The 22,378-nt window shown below is 40.0% G+C and carries 18 protein-coding genes and 1 tRNA gene; 6 read left to right on the top strand and 13 right to left on the bottom strand.

The genetic code is table 11. The features are described 5' to 3' along the window. Positions 1–165 precede the first annotated feature (165 nt). On the top strand, positions 166–1,275 hold the full coding sequence (locus tag BVH02_RS18740) for a Gfo/Idh/MocA family protein (RefSeq protein WP_086503000.1): 1,110 nt from the start codon (positions 166–168) through the stop codon (positions 1,273–1,275). Between the two features lie 223 nt (positions 1,276–1,498). Here the strand turns inward: BVH02_RS18740 and BVH02_RS18735 are convergent, their stop codons facing one another. From BVH02_RS18735 to BVH02_RS18715, 5 genes are all read right to left on the bottom strand, one after another. Next, positions 1,499–2,305: a 3-keto-disaccharide hydrolase gene (locus BVH02_RS18735; protein WP_086502999.1), complete on the bottom strand. Its 807-nt coding sequence runs from the start codon at positions 2,303–2,305 to the stop codon at positions 1,499–1,501. Between the two features lie 104 nt (positions 2,306–2,409). Beyond that, positions 2,410–3,291, bottom strand: coding sequence for a diacylglycerol/lipid kinase family protein (locus BVH02_RS18730; protein WP_086502998.1), 882 nt, complete (start codon positions 3,289–3,291; stop codon positions 2,410–2,412). A 34-nt stretch (positions 3,292–3,325) separates the two neighbouring features. Further along, complete coding sequence (locus tag BVH02_RS18725) at positions 3,326–4,354, bottom strand: phosphatase domain-containing protein (RefSeq protein ID WP_086502997.1); 1,029 nt, start codon at positions 4,352–4,354, stop codon at positions 3,326–3,328. A 33-nt stretch (positions 4,355–4,387) separates the two neighbouring features. Next, entirely contained in the window at positions 4,388–5,440 is a 1,053-nt protein-coding gene (locus BVH02_RS18720) for a M42 family metallopeptidase (protein WP_086502996.1), read from the bottom strand. A 109-nt stretch (positions 5,441–5,549) separates the two neighbouring features. Then, positions 5,550–7,433: an amidophosphoribosyltransferase gene (locus tag BVH02_RS18715; protein ID WP_086502995.1), complete on the bottom strand. Its 1,884-nt coding sequence runs from the start codon at positions 7,431–7,433 to the stop codon at positions 5,550–5,552. Positions 7,434–8,178: 745 nt separating this feature from the next. Between BVH02_RS18715 and BVH02_RS18710 the strand changes: the two genes are divergently transcribed. After that, positions 8,179–9,582 carry a sigma-54-dependent transcriptional regulator gene (locus tag BVH02_RS18710; protein ID WP_086502994.1) on the top strand — a complete coding sequence of 468 codons (1,404 nt, stop codon included), beginning with the start codon at positions 8,179–8,181 and terminating at the stop codon, positions 9,580–9,582. On the opposite strand, the gene BVH02_RS18705 is transcribed toward BVH02_RS18710, so the two are convergent. From BVH02_RS18705 to lepA, 6 genes are all read right to left on the bottom strand, one after another. After that, on the bottom strand, positions 9,579–12,095 hold the full coding sequence (locus BVH02_RS18705; RefSeq protein ID WP_086502993.1) for a hybrid sensor histidine kinase/response regulator: 2,517 nt from the start codon (positions 12,093–12,095) through the stop codon (positions 9,579–9,581). The genes BVH02_RS18710 and BVH02_RS18705 overlap by 4 nt on opposite strands. A 45-nt stretch (positions 12,096–12,140) precedes the next feature. Further along, positions 12,141–12,683, bottom strand: coding sequence for a DsrE family protein (locus BVH02_RS18700; RefSeq protein ID WP_086503026.1), 543 nt, complete (start codon positions 12,681–12,683; stop codon positions 12,141–12,143). 336 nt (positions 12,684–13,019) lie between these two features. Then, positions 13,020–13,103, bottom strand: a tRNA-Leu gene (locus BVH02_RS18695). Positions 13,104–13,246: 143 nt separating this feature from the next. Next, positions 13,247–14,128 (bottom strand): bifunctional 5,10-methylenetetrahydrofolate dehydrogenase/5,10-methenyltetrahydrofolate cyclohydrolase, encoded by an 882-nt coding sequence (locus BVH02_RS18690; protein ID WP_086502992.1) that lies wholly within the window; start codon positions 14,126–14,128, stop codon positions 13,247–13,249. A gap of 69 nt (positions 14,129–14,197) precedes the next feature. After that, complete coding sequence (locus BVH02_RS18685) at positions 14,198–14,560, bottom strand: four helix bundle protein (RefSeq protein WP_086502991.1); 363 nt, start codon at positions 14,558–14,560, stop codon at positions 14,198–14,200. A gap of 288 nt (positions 14,561–14,848) precedes the next feature. After that, complete coding sequence (gene lepA / locus BVH02_RS18680; protein WP_086502990.1) at positions 14,849–16,642, bottom strand: translation elongation factor 4; 1,794 nt, start codon at positions 16,640–16,642, stop codon at positions 14,849–14,851. A gap of 456 nt (positions 16,643–17,098) precedes the next feature. Here lepA and BVH02_RS18675 point away from each other — a divergent pair, with 456 nt between their 5' ends. Both BVH02_RS18675 and BVH02_RS21675 read left to right on the top strand, forming a co-directional pair. Then, positions 17,099–17,638, top strand: coding sequence for a DUF4924 family protein (locus BVH02_RS18675; RefSeq protein ID WP_086502989.1), 540 nt, complete (start codon positions 17,099–17,101; stop codon positions 17,636–17,638). A gap of 492 nt (positions 17,639–18,130) precedes the next feature. After that, complete coding sequence (locus BVH02_RS21675; protein WP_205635759.1) at positions 18,131–18,472, top strand: exonuclease/endonuclease/phosphatase family protein; 342 nt, start codon at positions 18,131–18,133, stop codon at positions 18,470–18,472. A gap of 18 nt (positions 18,473–18,490) precedes the next feature. Here BVH02_RS21675 and BVH02_RS18665 read toward each other — a convergent pair whose 3' ends face one another. Beyond that, positions 18,491–20,419: an AAA domain-containing protein gene (locus tag BVH02_RS18665; RefSeq protein WP_086502988.1), complete on the bottom strand. Its 1,929-nt coding sequence runs from the start codon at positions 20,417–20,419 to the stop codon at positions 18,491–18,493. A 62-nt stretch (positions 20,420–20,481) separates the two neighbouring features. Here BVH02_RS18665 and BVH02_RS18660 point away from each other — a divergent pair, with 62 nt between their 5' ends. Then, positions 20,482–21,087: an acyl carrier protein phosphodiesterase gene (locus BVH02_RS18660; RefSeq protein ID WP_086502987.1), complete on the top strand. Its 606-nt coding sequence runs from the start codon at positions 20,482–20,484 to the stop codon at positions 21,085–21,087. Further along, entirely contained in the window at positions 21,074–21,529 is a 456-nt protein-coding gene (locus tag BVH02_RS18655; RefSeq protein WP_086502986.1) for a hypothetical protein, read from the top strand. Before BVH02_RS18660 ends, BVH02_RS18655 begins: the two co-directional genes overlap by 14 nt. Positions 21,530–21,781: 252 nt before the next feature. On the opposite strand, the gene BVH02_RS18650 is transcribed toward BVH02_RS18655, so the two are convergent. Continuing rightward, positions 21,782–22,321, bottom strand: coding sequence for an inorganic diphosphatase (locus BVH02_RS18650; RefSeq protein ID WP_086502985.1), 540 nt, complete (start codon positions 22,319–22,321; stop codon positions 21,782–21,784). Positions 22,322–22,378: the final 57 nt, after the last annotated feature.

Below are 22,378 nucleotides of genomic sequence, written 5' to 3'. Positions count from 1 at the left end.
ACATCATTATCCTATCTTGATTAATCATTCATAAAAAGTTTGAGTTAAGGTAATGACAGAATAAAAATAGCAGGTTAGTTTTAGAGAATAAAAAGTAAAACCCCATACTTACTTGTAAAGTCAATCCAATTTCTCGACTTTTTAGTTCTCTAACCTAACAAACCCATGAAAACCCGATTCATTATCAGTTTATTCCTTTTAGTCTTTTTAAGTACTCAATCTTTTGCGCAGCAAAAACGAACAAAAATAGGAGTCGCAGGACTTACCCACGGCCATGTAGGCTGGATTCTAAAAGCAAAGGATCGTGCAGATTTAGAGATCGTTGGCATTGCTGAACCAAATAGAGAATTAGCAAAACGCCTTACCGAGCAGCATGGTATCTCCATGGATTTGGTGTTTGACACCATGGAAGAAATGCTCGAAAAGACTAAGCCTGAAGCGCTGACAGCCTTTGGGAATATCTACGATCATCTTGCGGTAGTTAAAGCTTGCGCACCACGAGGAATACATGTGATGGTAGAAAAACCCCTAGCTGTAAGTTTAGAACATGCTCAAAAAATGAAGAAGCTAGCAGAAAAACATAACATTCACCTCATCACCAATTACGAGACAACTTGGTATCCTAGCACTTTCAAAGCTCAAGAAATTCTTCAAAGCGGCGAAGTCGGAGCTATTAGAAAAGTGATCGTTAATGATGGGCACAAAGGGCCGAAAAACATAGGAGTTAGCAAGGAGTTTCTAGATTGGCTGACTGATCCGGTGCTCAATGGCGGCGGTGCAATTATAGATTTTGGATGCTACGGTGCGAATCTGATTACTTGGTTGCAAGATGGTAAAAAACCTATTTCAGTCACCGCTGTCACCCAACAGCTTCAGCCTGAAAACAATCCTAAAGTTGATGATGAAGCAACAATTATCCTTGCTTATGATGATTCTCAGGGGATTATTCAGGCTTCATGGAATTGGCCGATTGGCAGAAAAGATATGGAGATTTTCGGAAGAACAGGCTCAATACATGCAGACAATCCATCTACAGTTCGAGTTAAAAATGGTGAGGGATATAGCGGTTATGATGAAGAGACACTTAAGCTAGAAAAGCAAAATACTCCATTCGAAGATCCATTTACGCTCTTCCTTGCGGTAATCAACGGTGACCTTGTACTCGATAAATTTGCTCTTCCATCATTAGAGAATAATATGATTGTAGTGGAAATATTATCCGCAGCGGTAGAAAGTGCGAAGACCGGAAAGACAGTTTATTTGAAGGATAGGTGAAAAAGGAAGACGGTAGACCGGAGACGGAAGTGGCCTTATATAAAGCATCCTTACAAATCAGAAGAAGATTTTATTAGTAGGTTAAAAACAGATTTTCGTAAATAAAAAAGCCGTTCGTGTCTACACGAACGGCAACAAATATTTAGCAAATTATTTTTTCTTGATTCTAGAATCTTGGCACTCGTATCTGAAATCTTGATACTTATGTCTTAATACTGGCTACTTATAAAAGCTCTTTAATCTTCAAATTCTTAAAAATCACTCCTTGCCCCTCACTTTGCAAACCAATATATCCCTGGGTTAGCGGGGTGCCATCAACTTTATATATCGGATCAAAGCCTTTTGCTACTCCTCCACCAACCTGAGGTAAGGAATATCTTAAAACTTCTACATCATTAACCATGTGAATTACCAAAGAATCACCGTAAACTATCAAATCAGCCTTTACCCATTGATCCCACTTGAAGGTCGGTGAAGTGGAATTGATGCAATGCCTGGGATCCTTTTTCCCTTCAAAATAAACATCTGTGCCTGGTGAGCACATATTACCAGTTGGACGCGCGACACCCTCTTTTTCCTCAGCCAGCATTTGCCACTCTACAGAAACTGGCCAATCCTGTTCTTTCAAAATTGTCTCTGGAGCCTGTGAGTGAAACATCACTCCGCTATTTCTATAGGTATAGCTAGCAGCATCTTTCAGCCATTGCTCAGTAAATCTATATTCCCAAGTCATGTGAAACGAAGAATACGATTGCTTATAAAACAAATGCCCATAACGATCATTAAAACCTTCATTATAATCATCGTAATTCACTTCAATGGCACCATCGACCACTCGGAATGTGTTGGCATAGTTATCACCAGATTCATGATGAAAGATCTTAGGAGTCCAATTGTCCAGATCTTTGCCGTTGAACATATCCATCCATTCAGTATTGGTGGAATCAGCGGATTGACTTACTTTCTTTTCTGAATCACAGGAAATCAAAATGCTTCCAATTATGAATGCCAGTAGAGTTTTTTTAAACATGTAATAAAAGTTGAAGTAAAAATATAAAAAGTAAGTTAAGGAAATCGGGGGTTCTATATAGCACTTTCGGATAAGTGAACTCAATTAGAGGAAGTATGGCAAGCTTAAAAGGATTTCCCTGCAAGAAACTGGAAGGCATGTTTATGAATTTTGGCAGAAATTGCTTCAGGAGAACCCATTAATTCACCGTCAATTTGAAATTCGGCACCTTCGAGATTTGAAAGCTCACACTCTTCTACGGACCAACTTTGCACACCTTCTATCTGATCCAAATCGCCTTTAATAAAAGCCATCGTCATCCGCACGTAATCTTCAGCTGTGTCTGGGTTGAAAGCGATGATTTCAAACTTTCCATCATCCATAATCCCCTGTGGATTTACAAGTGCCCCCGTACCATATCGATCACCATTGGCTAGCACAATCATTTTGGAGGTAAGATCGAAGGATTCTTCTCCTATTTTCAGGTTAAATCTCATTGCTTCAGTACCGAAGATCTCAGAAATAGAATTCTTAACGTACCCGAGCATCCCGCGTGATTCTTCCTGCTCAAACTTCTGAATGAGGTTAGCATTTATCCCAAAGTCCGCAAGATGCAAACACAACTCTCCGTTTATAACAATTGCATCGATGTTTTGTGGTTTGAATTCACGAATAGCCTCCCATGAATCCACTAAGTCATTAATTCCCATACATTTTGCCAGTCCATTTGCAGAACCTAAAGGCAAAATACACAAGGGTACATTTTTATCATTTAGGCTTTTGGCTACCTGCTTCACTGTTCCATCACCTCCACCTATCAGCACTAATTCAGGATTGCACTCTTCGTATTTTTTTGCGATTTTATCCTCGTCATTTTCGCCTGTAGTCTCCCACAGTTCTACAGCGTATTCAGGCATTCTTACCTCTGTCATTTCGAGAAGTTCGGCTTCAGTAATAGAATTATTCCCTGAAAAAGGATTAAAAATCAAGAGGCATTTTCTAGCCATATATAAGGTTGATTAAGAAGGTTGAATTAATTAATTATGGTTTTTTTTCAAGAATTTCTATTGCTTCAGTTGAAGTTTTTATAAAATGAAAATGCTCAAATCCGTGAAGCTTTTTCAATTCACTTTCTCTATCAGCATCAAGTGTACCAACAATTCTAATAAAAACATCCTTCACTCGTCCCGGATAATCCTTTATCACTTGGGCATAAATCTCTGGATCGTGCTGACCACTGTCGCCAATTAAATAAAACTGCATCTGTGGAAACATATTCATAATTAACTCAATCTTATTCGCCTTATGCGAGTGATCGCCTCCGCCAGATTTCCATATATTTCTTAGATTGATATGCTTGTCTTTCAGTAGAATTGGTCCTTCTGGTATAAGTCTAAATCTCAAAAAGTCCTGTATCAAGTCATAAAGTGACCAATCACTGCTTGAGACATAGAAAATCGGTAACCTCTTATCTTGAGTGATCTTTCTGTAAAATTCAGAAACGCCGGGCAAAGGCCTTCTTGAAAAGGCATTTTTTGAGATAGATAGCCAGAACTTTTTCCCTATGTCTGTAGAGTGAGATATGATAATCGTATCATCAATATCAGAAATAACTCCAGTTTGCCCCGAATACCTCGTCACGTCCATGTGGGCAATACTAGTTTCTTTGCTTAGTGGTTCCAAAACTTGAAAAAGGACTTGTTCTTTCTCATTTAAAATGGGCTTGGAATCCACGATATGTAACTCAAAGACCCCATCTTCATCAGTGGAAACGACATAGCTTTTATTCTGAAAAATGATTTCTACTTTGGCCAGAGGGACAGAGGATCCTGCATACCTCTTGATTGCCGAAATAATATTAGACAACCAATTTTTTCTTGAAGAAGGTCTTTGCTGGGTATAAGCCTTAATTACTCTTCCTTTGAAGAAAACTTCTGTGTTATTTCCAAAGGCTAAAAATGGCTCAACTTTTATTTTATCCTGTTTAATACTACTCATTAAGTAAACTACAAGCTGATACACCACCACAATGGCAATAATTGCGCAGCTTATTATGAGAAGCTTTTTCATATAAATACAGTATAGCTTGTTTAAATAACCGAATTAATGTTTCCAGTCATATCCATCGATTTGTTCCAGACAAGCTTTCAGCAAAGCAATCGAATCTGCTATATCTTGCTTATGCGCCATTTCGATTACTTGATGTAAATGTCTGGTAGGAATAGATATAGCTCCTGCTATTGCCCCTTGCTTCCCCATACGCTGTACTCCAGCGGTATCAGTACCTCCAGCTACGAGTATTTCCGGCTGCCAAGAAATCTTAGCTTTATCTGCAGTTTGTTTCATAAACTCCACCATTCTATAATCACAGATCGTCATGGCATCCATGATCTTGATTGCCGTTCCTTTGCCCAGTTCTGTCACTTTCTCATGTGCTTGTGCTCCTGGAACGTCAAATGCAATCGTAGTGTCCAGTGCAATGCCGAAATCAGGATTGATTCCGTGGGCAGCTACATTTGCACCTCGCAATCCTACTTCTTCCTGCACAGTAAACGTAGCATAAGTGTCGTAAGCGGGATTATCTAATTGCTTGAGTGTTTCAATGAGAATGAAAACAGCCACTCTATTATCGATAGACTTACAATTCACGCAATCACCCATTTCAATTAACTCCCTGTCTCTGGTCACTGGATCTCCTACGGTGATGTATTTGTCCACTTCCTCTTTGGACATGCCTAGATCTATGAAAAAGTCTGTTGTTTTAGGAAGCTTCGTTCGCTCCTCAGCTGACATCACATGGATAGGTTTGCTACCCATTACCCCCACGAAATCTTTTTTTCCGTGAACTATGACGCGCTGCGCAGTAAGTGTCTTCGGATCGAAGCCACCTAGTGTATGAAATCTCAGAAAACCATTCTCATCAATATGGGTGATTATAAAACCAATTTCATCCATGTGCGCCGCAATCATCACCCGCTTGCTATCTGGATTTCTCTTCCCTTTCTTGATTGCAATTACATTACCGATGTTATCTACTTTGACTTCATCCACAAGTGGAGTTACTAACTTGATTACTAAATCTCTTACTCTTTTCTCAAAACCTGGAGCTCCGGCTATTTCACAGATTTCTTTTAAGAGAGCTACGTTTATGTCCATTTTTAATATGTTTTTCTTATTAAGTGAAATTAAGAATTTGAACTTGTTTGAAAGAAAAAAGGCACAAAGAATAAATTCTCTGTGCCTTAATTAATGACTTAAAATATTATTAGTATGCTCTAACGGTTTTACCTTCCATGAAATTAGCGAAAGATTTATTTACTACTCTCATCCCACCTATAGTAGGATAATCCCCAGTGAAATACCAATCACCCAGATGCTCAGGACAGCACTTATGTAGATTCTCCACCGTCTGATAGATTATTTGTACTTCAGCTTTTATATCTTCATTGGTGACAATCTCCGATATTTTATTAGAAATTTCCTCATCCGTGAAAGCACTATAAACTCCCTTAACGAAATTCTCAGTGGAATAGGGAAGTGCTAAACATGCTTCATATACTTCATCTAAAGTATTTGAAAGTTTTCGTTCCTTCAATAATGCCAACGCCGCTCTGAAGGCAATGAAATCCTTCATCTTGGACATATCAATTCCATAGCAATCAGGATATCGAATCTGCGGCGCAGACGACACAATAATGATTCGCTTTGGATTCAACTTATCTAGGGTAGTAAGGATGCTTTTCTCAAGGGTAGTCCCTCTGACGATACTATCGTCGATCACTACAATGGTATCTATCCCTGACTTGATTACTTCGAAAGTAGTGTCATACACATTGGCTACCATGGAATCCCTAGTATCATCACTGGTAATAAAAGTTCTTAGCTTAACATCCTTACTCACGAGCTTTTCAACTCGAGGACGAAAACTTAAGAGCTCATCCAGATCACCCATAAAAGGCTTTCCATCTACAAATACTTCTCTTCGTTTTGCCGCCAAATAGTCTTCCAAACCTTCAATCATGCCCAAAAAGGCTGTTTCGGCAGTGTTTGGAATATAAGAGAATACAGTATTCTTCAGGTCAAAATCAATCGCCTTCAAAATCTGAGGGATCAACGCTCTACCTAGGTTCTTTCGCTCTTGATAGATATTTGGATCAGTTCCTCTAGAGAAATAAATACGCTCGAATGAGCACGATTTCTTTTCTCTTGCAGGCATGATTTCAGGTTCAGCATAAGAACCATCTTTGTTGATTACCAAGGCATGTCCAGGCTGGATTTCTTTGATCAAATTGAAATCAATGTTGAATGCCGATTTAATAGCTGGCTTCTCAGATGCCACTACGATCACCTCATCATCCGCATAATAAAATGCAGGACGAATACCAGTTGGATCTCTCACCACGAAGGCAGAGCCGTTTCCGACAATCCCCGCCATAGCATATCCCCCATCAAAATCTCTACAAGATCTTCTAAGGATTCTAGTCAAATCCAATTCCTCTTCAATCAACTGAGTGATCTGCTCATTGGAAAATTGGTGCTTGTATTTGTCAAAAATGCGTTGATTTTCTTCATCAAGGAAGTGACCGATTTTTTCCATCACGGTGACAGTATCGGTTTTTTCCTTTGGGTGCTGACCGATTTCTACAAGCTTACTGAATAGCTCCTCTACATTGGTCATGTTGAAGTTGCCGGCCATAACTAGGTTACGACTTCTCCAGTTATTTTGCTTCAAAAATGGATGGCAAGTCTCTATAGAGTTTTCGCCATGAGTACCATATCTAAGGTGCCCAAGCCAAACTTCTCCTGTAAAAGCAATATTCTCTTTCAACCAAGCTCCATCAGTAAGTGCATCATGCCCTCCGATTTTTTTCGCTTTTTTATATTTCCGGTTGATTTTGTCAAAGATGAAATTGACAGCTGATGGTTCCACGGATCTATATCTGCTGATATATCGTGTGCCTGGTTTCGTGTCAATTTTGACATTGGCGACACCCGCGCCATCTTGTCCTCTATTGATTTGTTTTTGCATCAGGACGTAAAGCCTGTTAGAAGCAAAAGCTGCTGTCCCGTATTTGTCAATATAATACTGGGCAGGTTTTCGCAATCTAATCATTGCTATTCCGCACTCGTGTTTGATAGCGTCACTCATAGAGTCTGGCAAATGTTATTTTGAAGATTCAAAGTTACTAGTTTTTAAAAGAGTTTTTCTTTAAAAAAGTTCGTTCTCTTGAATTAAAATTTTGTCATTGGATTCTAAACTTTCAAATCGTTTAAATAGAAGAGATAGCAGATATTTTATCTCAATTATAAATTTTATAAAAACCAAATTGAAGTTATGCCACGCTAGAATTCATTTGATTCAAATCAAAAAAACTATTAAAAAGCAGATTTCACCTATCGTGATTACACTGAGATCTATAGTTTGAGACTTCAATCAACACTATTTTGAATCTACAAGCAGGAAACTCAAGCACAGAAAAACCAATTTCGTATACCTCTACCCTAGGATTAAAAAAGACTCTAATTCTAACCCTTTAAGTCTCGGGAAAATGGAGTGAACAGCTTCATTGTATACCTGGAAATTATGTAAGTAGTCGAGCTACTTGCAAGTGGAAAGTCGAGCAGATGTCATGCGTGACTCTTTTTAAACCTCAAATCGCTTAGTGGAGATCTTTAATTTTTGCCAATTATTAAGTCTGATCAGAGCAGTCAGCTTAAGGAAAAAACACTGATTCCAACCGTCACTGTTCGGCTTAAAGAAAAAAAAACATCAAATAACATGACATATAGGAAAACTAAAGCAAAGATTAATTTATCAAAATGATGCTTTTTATACGTGATAACAGTTGTCTGGTGCTTTTTTTGTAAACTAGCTGCTTTAAAGGAAGCATTTCATGAAGAATATATTACTAGTAGAGGACGATTTGACTTATTCAAGGATTGTTAAGACATTTCTTGGGAAAAATGGATTTTCTGTTCAAACTGCCATAAAAGTCAAAGAAGCCCAGCAATTACTCAGTAACTCAACGTTTGATTTGATCATTGCAGATTTTAGACTTCCTGACGGTACTGGCATGGAGCTTCTGCAGTGGACTAAAAGCAATTATCCACAAACGCAGGTTATTTTAATCACGCATTATTCTGATATCCGAATTGCAATCAAAGCAATGAAACTAGGAGCATTCGAATACATTACCAAACCAATTAATCCAGATGAACTACTGGCTACTGTAAATGAATCTTTGTCGACCAAAGTAACTGAGACGACTTCTGCAGAAGCTACCGTGATTCGTACCGCTTCACCCAAGCAGAAGTATAAAAGCAGCTATGTCATCGGCAGCTCTACTGAGGCAGAGAAACTTGAAAAACATATTCAATTAGTAGCACCAACAGACCTGAGCGTTCTGGTCTTGGGAGAAACAGGAACAGGAAAAGAATTTGTTTCTAGAAGAATTCATGATTTATCCACTCGAAAAGACGGGCCTTTTGTAGCTATTGACTGCGGGGCTTTACCAAAAGAACTTGCCGGAAGTGAATTGTTTGGGCATGTAAAAGGGGCATTTACAGGTGCTCTGGAAAATAAAACCGGCCATTTCGAAATGGCAAATGGAGGCACCATATTCCTTGATGAAATCGGAAACCTAAGCTATGAAGTTCAAATTCAGCTTCTCCGCGCAATTCAGGAACGAACTATCAGAAGAATAGGTGGAAATAAAGAGACCCAAATTGATGTAAGGATAATAGCAGCTACAAATGACAATCTACTTTTACAGGCAGGAGATGGTCATTTCCGAGAGGATTTATATCACCGACTCAATGAGTTTACGCTAAGTGCTATTCCGCTGAGAAGAAGAAAAGAAGATTTAGAAGATTTCGCTGATCAATTTCTAGAAGAAAGTAATGAACGCCTAGACAAAAGAGTTACAGGGTTCTCACCTGAAGTTTGGGAAATCTTTCTTGGTTATGATTGGCCAGGAAATCTACGTGAACTACGAAACATTATCAAACGAGCAGTACTTCTCTCTGCAGGATCTCATGTAGAGAAAGATGCTTTGCCAGCAGATCTATACGAGCCCACTGGAAATTTAATCGGGAATAGATCTAATACATCTTCTATCTCTGGTGGCTCAGACTTGCCATCTCCGAAGGATTATAAGTCCCAATGGGTAGAACAAGAAAAGGAATTGATTCAAAAAGTATTGATGGATACAAAATTCAACAAGTCAAAAACAGCTCGTATTTTGAATATGGATCGTAAAACACTCTATAGCAAAATGGAAAAATACGGATTAGATTAATTATCTGCATTTACAGTTTTATCCATGGTCTCGGTGAGTGCTGCCAGCAAGATGCGGATTTCCTCATCTAACTGATTAAGCGTATCGCCGAGGCCATTTTTGTTTCCTATTTTCAAACTATTTTCCAGCTTCCTAGCAGTATGTCCTGCCCCACTTTTTATTTGCCCTAAGCGACTTCCTAGTTGGTGACATATTTCTAGAATTTCATCAAAATCATCATTTTTTCGGGCCCTATTTATCCTATTAAGGTCTTTTTGCGTCTCCACTACCAACTCCCGGACAATATCTTGCAAGAGCAATTCATCTCCCATACAGAATCTAGCTAAGTCTTTAAGTTGAAATAAAGAATTATCAGATTCACTCATTTTCTGATTTTGCGGAATATCTTTCACCACATGATTTGGAAAAAACTTACCTAAACACTCAATTAAAACCCGCTCTTGAAAGGGTTTGAAAATGATCTCCGTAAAGCCACTTTCGATCATTTTCTCTCGCTCTTCTACAAAAACATTTGCTGTCATAGCTAAAATAGGCATTTCGAGATATAGATCCATAGACCTCAATTTATTCACCACATCGAAACCAGAAAATTCGGGCATCTGTATGTCCAAAATCGCCAAATCAAAATCAATCGCTACGAATTCATCTCTAAAGATGGTTCCACCAGGATAGGCAATCACCGATGCTCCAAAATAACTTAAAATAGTCTCCAAATAGCGAATCCCAACCTTATCATCATCTACAAGCAGAATTTTCAATCCCGAAAGATCTAGAGACACTATTTGATCTGGATTGAACTCTACTCGTTGAGATGCAGTGGTGACCATCGGCAACTGCACCAGCATGGTAGTTCCTGCATGCTCCACGCTTGACACAAGGATCTCACCATTCATCAATGACACTAGTCGATGAACGATCGCTAATCCAAGGCCAGTTCCTCCATATTTTCTGGAAATGGATGTATCTGCCTGATCAAACTCCCGAAACACCTTATCCAGTACTTCTTGAGACATTCCAATCCCAGTGTCCTTTATTTCCACAGTTAGCAGACCATCTACCCATCGCACAACTACACAAATTGAGCCTTCTGAAGTGAATTTAAATGCATTGCTCAACAAATTATTCAAAATTTGCTTTAACCTAAGTTGATCTCCAATCAGCCAGCTATCTTCCGGAAGGTCCAATGACCATTCAAAATCAACTTTCTTTTCTGAAGCCTGCAATTCAAAGAAATTCTGCAAGGAGGAAAAAAGTGATTCCGGATCAAATGGATGTGCATCTAACTTCAATTTCCCTGCTTCCAGTTTCGAAAAGTCCAGCACTTCATCCACAATTTCCATTAATGTATCTGAAGCAAAGCCAATCATTCTTAAGTGTGATTGCTGACTGGAATCCAATTCAGATTTCTCCAAAACCGATCTATAACCTTGAATTACATGAAGTGGATTGCGAATCTCATGACTCATATTAGCCAAAAACTCTTGCTTGGACCTGGCTAACTGCTCAGATTTCTGCCTAGCAACTTCGAGGTTCTCCTGATATTTCTTGGTCACTTTGATTTCTTTCAAAATCGAGTAAACCATGATAGCAGCACCAATTACCGCCAAAACAACAATCAAAATCAAAAAGTAAGTCATGTCGTAAGTCAGTTTATAGGCAGATTCATTTTGAATGTCTGACTTCTCCAACGCACGTGCCTGAAGTGTACTCACTAGGCTTTGAATGGTATTGATAATTTTACTTTGGCTTATGGAGATATCAGCCTCCATCTTAGCAAGTTTTTGACGCTGGTTAGACTCCTCACGATTGACGCGATCAATGACGCCCTTGATATTATGTAAGACACTGTCCAAGGTCTGGCCTTCGGGCAAGTTGGTAACGCGAAGGTTTTGCTTTTGCAGATCACGTAAATACGCAATCGACTTATCATAATCCTTTGTTACTATAGTCTGCCCAACTTTAGCTTCTTGGCGTGAGGTAATTTCCTTTTGGAGATCATTAAAAAGTTGATCCTTAGGATTTACCTTCTCAATAGGCTTTTGCTCCAAACTTGCAGCTCTCCTGCGGATTCCGAGCTCCACTCTATTAAGCGCTTCTTGTGTAAAATTCCGATTGGCCAAATTGGTTTTCACCTCATACAAATTCACATAACCCACAATAAGGGTATCTAAGTTAGTTTGCACGCTATGGATATAGGAAATCTCTAATGAATCCTCCGCCAGCGAGGCCAATTCCTGCAACTTTTCCTTAAGTGAAATCGCACTAGAATCCTGAATTCTAAAGTCAGAATCTACACCAGATTGATCCATCTGGGTAATTTGGATGATATCAGACTGTACTTTATTCAGCAGGGTGAGCTTTTGACTAGGCTCAGCAAGCTCCTTCATCGTCTCTAGAAGTCGATTCTGAATATAGTAAGTCAAGCCTGCCATTCCAATCAGGAAAATAGCGGCTAGGAAAAAGCCAGTAACGACTTTGCCAGCGGTATTGGAGCTCGGGGAATTTCTTTTCATCAAAAACACATTACGCCAAGTACCAATAAGTATTCCAAGTGGGGATTAAAACTTTAAGACTGTATAGCCTTTTGGCGCGTAAGTAGTAACAGTAGTCATAGCCGAAAGTGCGACGTTAACTCCTTCGTAAAGATTTTCTTTTTTCAAATTCCTAGCTCTTAGCGATTGACCACAAACTAGTATTTCAGCGCCAGCAGCTTCTAAAGCCTTATATACGGCAATATTAGGGTTATCTACTTTAAATTGCTTCTGGTAAGCTTCATTATTCAATAAGGTAAAGATAGCTCCGCCATGTACCACCACTTTCACATGCATACGCTCCTTGGTAACACCGGCAATCCCGTGAAGATTCATCATTCGAGCGACATTATCTACCCAACGGCTAATCTCAGCATCGTCTGTAGCTGCGGTAGTCATGTCTACTAAGATATAATAATCCAAGCTTCCATCAGGCATTTCAGTTGCTTCAGGCACTTCATAAATACCTCCATACTCTTTTACGATTGGATGCTGCGCAGATTGAGCAAATGAAAACTGGGCAGTAAAAAACACAGCACAAAAGAAAGCTACTTTAACTAGTCGGTTCATATAAATCAAATTTGGCTCAAAATGTAGGGAAAAAATCGTGGAGAGAGAGGCCGTTGGTGGAAAAAAATCTTTCGCTGTTGCTGTTTCATAACTTAAACTGTATTTGTGTCCAAGCGAATATTGAAACCACAGCATCCATTTTGGTATGTGAAGATGCAAACCAAGGCGCTCGGTGATTTCCAATTCCAGCTTCTGAAGTAGCAGATCTACTTAAACTTTGCGATCTCCTCGAAAACTTTGAGTCCTCTGCAATTAAATAAACATAAAGAAATCATAGCGGTTTTGTAAACCTCTGAGGTCATAAAAAAAGCCCTGAATTACTTCAGAGCTTCTTTGTGCGCACGAGAAGATTCGAACTTCCACACTACTTAAAGCACCAGCCCCTCAAGCTGGCGTGTCTACCAGTTTCACCACGTGCGCGGTTAACAGTCTGCAAAAGTATCAGACTTGACTATTCCATGCAAACCCAATGCAAACCTTTTCCAATTATTTTCTCGGGAATTACTCTTAGCCTCTGTTCGTGCCTGCCTTGCCGGAAGGCAGGCACGAACAGAAACACATCATTACCCGTAAACTTTCTTTTCAGCCGCCAGAAGCGTATTGTAAAGCAGTGACGCAATCGTCATCGGCCCTACTCCACCCGGCACAGGTGTAATAGCGGAAGCTACTTCCGATACTTCGTCGAATTTCACATCTCCTACCAATCTAAAACCTGACTTCTTGCTAGCATCTTCGATTCTGTGAATTCCCACATCGATAACCACAGCACCTGGCTTCACCATATCCTTTGTTACGAAATGCGCTTTGCCTAAAGCGACAATTAATATGTCCGCTGATCTGGCGATTTCTTCCAAGTTCTTCGTCCGGCTATGTGTCAACGTCACGGTAGCATTTCCAGGATAGCCATTTCTAGCCATCAGGATGCTCATCGGACTTCCCACGATATGAGATCTACCGATCACCACGCAATGCTTGCCTGAGGTCTCGATCTCGTACCTTTTAAGAAGCTCTATGATCCCGTAGGGAGTAGCGGCAACGTATGCGGGCCAGTTCAAAGCCATACGACCCACGTTGGCAGGAGTAAATCCATCCACGTCTTTCTCAGGCCTAATCTTATCAGTTACTTTTTCTACGGAAATATGCTTAGGGAGCGGAAGCTGCACGATCAATCCATCAATTGCAGGATTACTGTTAATGTCCTCAACCACTTTTAAAAGTTCTTCTTCAGAGATATTGTCTTCCAACCGTACCAAAGTAGATTCAAAACCACATTCTCCACAAGACTTTACTTTCGCATTTACGTAGGTTTGACTCGCTCCATCGCTACCGACAAGAATTGCTGCGAGATGAGGGATTTTTCCTCCTTCTGCTTTTATTTCCGCTACACGAATAGCAATTTCAGATTTGATTTCAGAGGATGTTTTTTTACCGTCGATTAAGATCATGTGATTTACGAATTACGATTTTGGATTTCAAACTTCGACATTTAGACTTCGACGTTCGACATTCATTATTCAATTAATATTACGTTCAGCAGTTCCAATGCTTTTCACAAAAATGGAAATCAACTGATTACATTCATTTTGAAGACTTGCTATTTCACTAGCATCGAGATGGAGCTTGGATTTCTCTATAATTTTAATAGCCACACCACTCTCTCTCAGCTCTTTTAAGACCACTTTCATCTTATGAATAAAATCTTTTCGGGATTCACCAGATTGAGCTTCACCATAATTCAAAGCAGGAGAAGTTCCGCTACGAAGAAGCTGATTTGACATATGATTTCCAGCTTTGGTATTTATCATGGAGTCTGTAAAAGAAATAATAGCTGCAGCGAATTCAATAAGTCGCGCTTCTAGATCATATTTCCTTTCCATAAAAACCAAGTTTAATATTGAATTCTATTACTTCATTATTCGGAATTAAAACTTACAAAACTCGAAGTACGGTTGACGCCCACTTCATTATTCGAAATTCATCATTCTACATTCGATATTAATTTTGTAATGATGAATGTCCAATGCTGTATAATGAATGATGAAGTATTCGAATTCTGACAACCTCTAGAAATCCCAATATAAGATCATGTCCAAGGATATCACTGTAATGATGAATGTCCAATGATGAATGATGAATAACGAAGTTTTGGACTCCGTAATCACTTCTTAATCAAGCTTCAGCACCGCCATAAATGCCTCCTGAGGCACCTCGACGTTTCCGACTTGTCTCATTCGCTTCTTGCCTTTTTTCTGCTTTTCTAGAAGCTTTCGCTTACGGGAAATATCACCACCGTAACACTTAGCCAATACGTTTTTACGAAGGGCCTTCACTGTTTCCCTAGCAATAATCTTCTGACCAATGGCCGCCTGAATAGCAATTTCGAACATTTGACGAGGCACGAGTTCTTTCAATTTCTCACAAAGTCTTCTGCCCCAATCGTACGCTTTGTCTCTGTGAACGACTGCAGAAAGTGCATCGACAGGCTCGCCATTTAGCATTACATCAAGTCGCACCATGTGCGATACTTCGTAACCTTTCAACTCATAATCCAATGAGGCATAACCTCTGGATATGGTTTTCAATTTGTCAAAGAAGTCAAAAACAATCTCTGCCAATGGCATATCGAAAGTCAATTCTACACGCTCAGAAGTTAGGTAAACCTGATTTTTAATTTGCCCGCGCTTATCCATACAAAGCGTAATCACAGCACCCACATATTCTGCGGCAGTGATGATCGAAGCTCTCACGTAGGGTTCCTCGATATGCTTCATCTTTGTAGGATCCGGCATATCTGAAGGAGCATTGATCAACTGAACAGTATCATTTGTCAATAGCGCTTTGAACTGAACTGATGGAACTGTCGTGATCACGGTCATATTAAACTCACGCTCCAAACGCTCCTGAATAATCTCCATGTGGAGCATTCCCAAGAATCCGCAACGAAATCCAAAACCCAAAGCCATAGATGTTTCTGGTTCCCAGACAAGCGAAGCGTCATTCAACTGGAGTTTTTCCATAGAATAACGAAGCTCCTCATAGTCGGTAGTTTCTACTGGATAAATACCAGCAAAAACCATAGGTTTTACGTTTTCAAAACCTTGGATAGCTTTATCACATGGTCTTTTCACGTGCGTGATTGTATCACCCACTTTAATTTCTTTGGCGACTTTCACCCCAGAGATAAGGTAACCTACGTTACCGGCACTCATGGTTTTCTGAGGAATTTGATTCAAACCCAAAATCCCAATTTCATCCGCCTCATATTCTTTTCCAGTATTGACAAATTTGATCTTATCGCCTTTGCTGAACGTACCATTGAAAATTCTAAAAATCACTTCTACTCCTCGGAATGAATTGTACACCGAGTCAAAAATCATCGCTTGAAGTGGTGCTTCAGGATCTCCGGTCGGAGCTGGAATTCTATTGATTACAGCTTTCAGGATATCTCCAATACCAACACCTGTTTTGCCGGAGGCCAAAATAATATCTTCTCTATCGCAACCGATCAAGTCAATTACCTCATCGGCAACAGCTTCGGGATCGGCTCCAGGAAGGTCAATTTTATTGAGTACAGGAATGATTTCCAGATCGTGACCTAATGCCAAATACAAATTGGAAATCGTCTGAGCCTCGATCCCCTGGGAAGCATCCACGATCAGCAAAGCGCCTTCGCAGGCAGCAATTGATCTAGAGACTTCATAGGAAAAATCTACGTGACCAGGCGTATCAATCAGGTTGAGCGTGTATTCCTCACCCTCATGGGTGTATTTCATTTGGATTGCATGAGACTTGATCGTGATACCACGCTCCCGCTCAAGATCCATATTGTCCAACAACTGATTCTGCATGTCACGATCGGCTATCGTATCCGTTTCCTGCAGTAACCTATCCGCCAATGTACTCTTCCCATGATCAATGTGGGCGATGATACAGAAATTCCTTATATTTTTCATATTCATTTCGGGCGCAAAAATAGTAAATAACTAGCAGAAATTAGAATGTAGGATTCCGTCATTGCGAAGGAGGCACTTACAAAGCAATCTTTTTTTTTGCATTAATAGATTAATGCATAGCTCTTCTGGCACAAGTCTCTTGACTTGTACCCTAAATATTACAGTCTTCAATCTTCTGTATAGAAACCAAGTTAACTTATTGATCGTGCCATTGGCACTCATGAAAAATCGTATAATTTGTTTTACCCTGCGCTGTATTCGGGGCTGATCCCGGTCTTGCCGTTGGCAAGAGTTCACAATTTAAAATCCCTATTAGCGGATGTCTAGAATTAGCGGTTCAGAGTACGTCATTGCGATGGATCCACGTGCGAAGCAATCTCTTAGCTTTTATAGATTGCTTCCGTCACTCTTTCCTTCCAACGATTAGTATTTCTTACTTTTGCGTCAACAAACATTAATACCATGCAGTCAGTAGCCGAAAACAAGAAGTCTAATAATATTGCCGAATACATCATCTACATGTATCAAATGGAGGATTTGATCCGATCCTACCAAGGAAATCGAGAAGAAATCAAAATATTTGTGGTAGAGAAATACCCAGTTTCGGATGAAGATAAAGATAAAATAGCTGACTGGTATTTGGCTCTTTTAGATCAGATGGAAACTCAGGGTATTTTGGAAAAAGGTCATTTGAGCGAATTAAACTCTTTGGTTTACGAACTTGCTCAAATCCATTGGAACCAACTTAAAACCGATCCTAAGTATTTTATGGCTTACGGCAAAGCCAAGCCATTTATCCTAGAGGCAGTGATGCAAGCGGGTGGTCAGGATCTGGGTAATGAAATTCAAATCTGCCTGAATGGCGTGTATGGCTTATTACTTTGCAGACTGCTGGGCAGAAAAGTATCCGAAGAGCAATTGAAGTCCGCGGAAGCTTACGGCGATATTCTAAGCACGCTGAGCTATCATTATCAGGTGAAGGATTCGATTTCGAAAAACTGATGAGAATTATCAATTCTCAATGTTCAATAGTCAATATTCAAAAATCTGTGACTCCATCAATTTAATGGGAAGAATTAGGTTGAAATAACTTGTCCGCCATGGCGGATTGAAAGATTGAAAAATTTGAAGGTTGTCACATTGAATTAAAATGGCGCTTTTAGGAGAAAATTCAACTTTATAGATGAATTTGATGCTGATATCTTTGTAATTCAAGAATGCGAGGATCCCTTAGAAACTGGCCATCTAGACTATATAGAATAGGCGAAAAGTCACCTCTGGGTTGGAAATAGCAAACATAAAGGGCTTGGAATTTTCGCGAGAGGTGGCATAAAACTAGAAAAAATTGAGTGGTCTACTATTTACAAAGACCATTCAGTAAAGCATTTTTTACCCTGTCTCATAAATGAGAACACACAATTTATCGGCGTTTGGGCTCATTCTAACAAATCACCGAATTTTGGCTACATAGGTCAATTTTGGAAATTCATCCAATTGCACAAATCAAAATTCAATGAGATTGTTATTGCTGGAGATTTTAACAGCAATGTAAAATGGGATCAATGGGATCGCTGGTGGAATCATTCAGATGTTATTCGAGAACTGAAGGAGACTAACATTGAAAGTTTATATCATACCTACTTTAAAGTACTACAGGGGAGCGAATTACAACCCACATTTTTCCTTCAGAAAAATCTAAACAAACCCTACCAAATTGATTACATTTTTGGTAGTTCAGGATTCAGAAACAACCTGGAAAAAATAGAGATAGGCAAAGTTGAGGACTGGATTAGGCTGAGTGACCACCTTCCCATGATTGCCGAATTTTCAAGCTAGAATTTTTCAATTTTCAAATCATCCCAAAAACTCCCACACGCTTCTATACCCGTCCTGCGCCTCAAAGTATCTCAGCAATTCATCAAAGAAAGGGTTTTGAGTAAGTGTACCAGAATCACCTATTAGCACCAATTTACGCTTCGCCCGGGTCAGGGCTACATTCATTCGACGAGTATCAGCGAGGAAACCTATCTCCCCTTTCTCATTGGATCGCGTGAGGGAAATCATCATCAAATCCCGCTCCTGACCTTGGAAACCATCTACTGTATCGATGGTGATTTGCTCTTTTACAGACAGCAAACTTGGATAATCCTCCGAATCAAAAATCAATTGGCGCAATCTCCGCACTTGTGCTCCATAAGGTGCGATCAGACCAATCGTCCAATCATTTTGCAGGAAATTGTCTGACCCAATTCTCTCCACAAGATCATTCAGGTATTTCGCCGCGAAGTATGCTTCCTCAGGATTGAAGGTACTCAAGCTCTCCGCTTCCTTCTGATCCGAATAGCCAGCGCCCGCGGTATCTATCCATTCTATGACTGATTCTTCTGAAGGAAATACATGGGTTTTCGTACGCTCATCCGCGATCAATTTCCCCTGATAAAACTGCTCATTGGAAAAACCCATAATTACTTCAGGCATCCTGTATTGCACTTGCAGCATTTGCGCGGCATGGGGTTTACGAGCGATCACTTTCTCAAAAAGTGTCTCTGCAAGTCCATCCTTTCCTGCCTGATAGGATTTGATCGTTGGTGGGAGCTGGCAGTGATCTCCTGCAAACACCACCTTCTTACCCTTCAAAATCGGAATCCAAGTTGCTGCTTCCAATCCCTGCGCTGCTTCGTCAATAAACACCACATCAAACTCCATCCCTTTCAGGTTGTAAGAAGATGCGCCAACAAGTGTGCAGGCAAAGACTTTTGTCTTCTGATAAATATCGTATTGTATGTATTCCTCCAGCGACTTGGAAGCTTCACGAAGCCGGGAAACTTCCGCAAACATCATCTTGCGCTGGACACGCTCATTGTGCCCAAAATTACGCTTGTATTGCTTGGCAATTTTCAGCTGCTGGTCAGTTTCTTTCCGAAGCTTCTTCAGATCTCTGTAGCTGGCATGAAAAGCTGTTTTGGCATCCAAGGTTTGATTCAAAATCTTCTCCTCCACACGTGCTGGATGTCCAAATCGCAGGGTTTCTATTCCTCGATCGATCAGTTTTTCTACCAATAGATCAACAGCAGCATTACTTGGCGCACATACCAAAATCGATTCGCCAGCGATTAGCGAATCCTGGATCGCCTCGATCAGCGTAGTGGTCTTTCCAGTACCTGGAGGTCCATGTACGACTGCTACATCCTTTGCATTGGCGATCAGTTCACAGGCTTGGTTTTGGGAGAAATTGAGATTGGATTTAGAAGCAAGTTGCTTTTTAAAAATCTGAGGGGCTTTTTCGCCCAGTAGAATATCTTTCAATTCATCCACCCGCTTGTTTTCAGCCGAAATTACTTTTTTCAGCGCAAACTCCATTTCTCTATAACTCGCCTCATCAAAAAGTAAATCCACTCCTAGCTTGCTTCCATGCATCCATTCCGGCAGCTCATCCGCCTGCAAGGTGATCGTCATGGTGTTTTGCTTTACAAAATTGATCACTCCATTCACGCGATCCTCGGAAGAATTATAAGAATCATGGGTACTGAAAAATGACACGGACTTGCCAGAGTTAAATGCAGAGGCATGGTTGGAATCCGAGCGCTCCACTTCTACCAAAAGCCGCTCTCCCATCCCGATTTTGCTCTTTTTGAGTTGTACGGGATGCCAAGTGATGCCTGCTTTTTTCTTTTCGGCAAGTGAGGTATTCAGAAACTTCTGCTTGTATTGAGCGAGATCTTCCTGCCATTCAATTTTCAGCAGTTTTAATCCATTCTTTAATTCTTCCGTGATATTGGGCATCAATCCGTATTTTAGACGAAACTAATCAAAACCTCCCGAGTTTTCCCAACTCGATCACTTCTATGAACTACCTCGCGCACGCTTATCTTTCTTTTGGTCAAGACGAAGTGCTTGTGGGAAATTTTATTGGAGACTTTGTAAAGGGAAAAATGATGAACACCTTTCCGGAGGAAGTCCAGCATGGTATCAAACTCCACCGAGAAATAGACAAATTCACAGATACACATCCTTTGGTTCGTGCTGGACAGAGTTATTTGCGACCGAAGTACCGACTCTACTCTACCGTAATCACGGACATCTATTTTGACTATTTTCTTGCCAAAAATTGGGGCAGATATTCAGATATTCCTTTGGAAGAATTTATCCAAAATACTTTTAGCACATTGAAACACAACCGTCAACTGTTTCCGGAACGCTTCCTAAATATGTTTCAGTGGATGGTTCAGGAGAATTGGCTTATACAATATCGGGAGATCGAAGGAATTCATAAAACACTCTCAGGAATGTCCCGTAGAACCCGTTTTCCATCCAAGATGGAAATGGCACATCTAGACCTAATGGAAAAAGAACAGGAATTTCAAGTGATATTTTTCGCTTTCTTCGCGGATTTAGAGACTTTTGCACGAGAGAAATTACTAGAAATCCAAAACACTAATGCTGGTCATTAAACCAAAAATATCCACTTACATTTCCTTAAGTCTTGTTCTGCTCTTCCTCATTTCGGGATTGGTATTTATTCTACGAGATTTTGCCTATACAGGCAGTTTCGGGATTTATTTTTATCTGATAGCCTGTACCATCATCACGCTAGTGATTTTAATGCTTTTGGTGAAGATGCTTGCTGGATATAGATTCATAACTGCCGGTCGAGATCAGATCATCGTCAAGCTACCCTTGAGAGGTTACACCAAAACTTATCCAGTTTCTCAGATTTTAGCTTGGGAAGAGGAAATAGTCAAGGCAAACAAGAAGGAATTTCGTCAGGTGACGATTGCTTTTTCAGATCAGCAATCTATCTCCGTATCTAATCATGAGCATGAAGCCTACAAAGAGCTGGTGGTCTATTTAGCTAAAAAAGCTGGAAAGCAGCAGGTGAAGGGGAAGAAGTAAGGTGATGTCCAATGCCGATGTTGCTGAAATTGAAAATGAAGTAAGTGGTAAAAGGTGAAAAGTGGGAAGTCTTCACAAACGTTCGTATCTCACGACTGGTCATGGACAGTCCAGCTTCTGGAGAAGCAGGATAACAATTGAAGTAGGAAAACGGGTTATACTTATAAACTACGCTCTCCGCGTAACCTTTGTGTGCTTTGCGGTAAAATCATTATAAGCAAAAAAGCCTGAGATCGATCTCAGGCTTTTCTCTTATTTTCTTGTTCTAAAGTTCTGATCGTAAAGATTAACACTTTCACGGATTATGCGCATCGCATCTTCTTTGCCAAGGAAATCTTCTACTTTTACTTCCTTATTTTCGAGCTTCTTATAATCTTCAAAGAATCTATGGACTTCCTTCATCAGGTGAGGAGGAAGATCATCAATATCTTCAATGTAATTTACAGATTGATCTCCAGCAGCTACGGCGATGATCTTATCATCTGCTTCTCCTCCGTCAATCATTCTCATCACACCTATCACTTTAGCTTCTACAAGACACATAGAAGGAATATCGATTTGCGAAATAATGAGAATATCCAGTGGATCATGATCTTCGCAGAAAGTCTGTGGAATAAAGCCGTAATTGGCAGGATAATGAACCGCAGAAAAGAGTACTCGGTCTAGCATCAGCATTCCGGTCTTCTTGTCCAGTTCATACTTTCCTTTGCTACCCTTTGGTATTTCTATTACCCCCGTTACTACTTCTGGGGCGTTTTTACCGATGTTGACGTCATGCCAAGGATTAATCATAATATCTTATATTAGTTGATAAAAAGTGAAGCTTTTTCTAGAGCTCGTGCAAAGATA

This window comes from Algoriphagus ratkowskyi (assembly GCF_002150505.1).
Taxonomy (GTDB): Bacteria; Bacteroidota; Bacteroidia; order Cytophagales; family Cyclobacteriaceae; genus Algoriphagus; species Algoriphagus ratkowskyi.
This window is presented reverse-complemented; position numbering and strand designations above follow the sequence as displayed.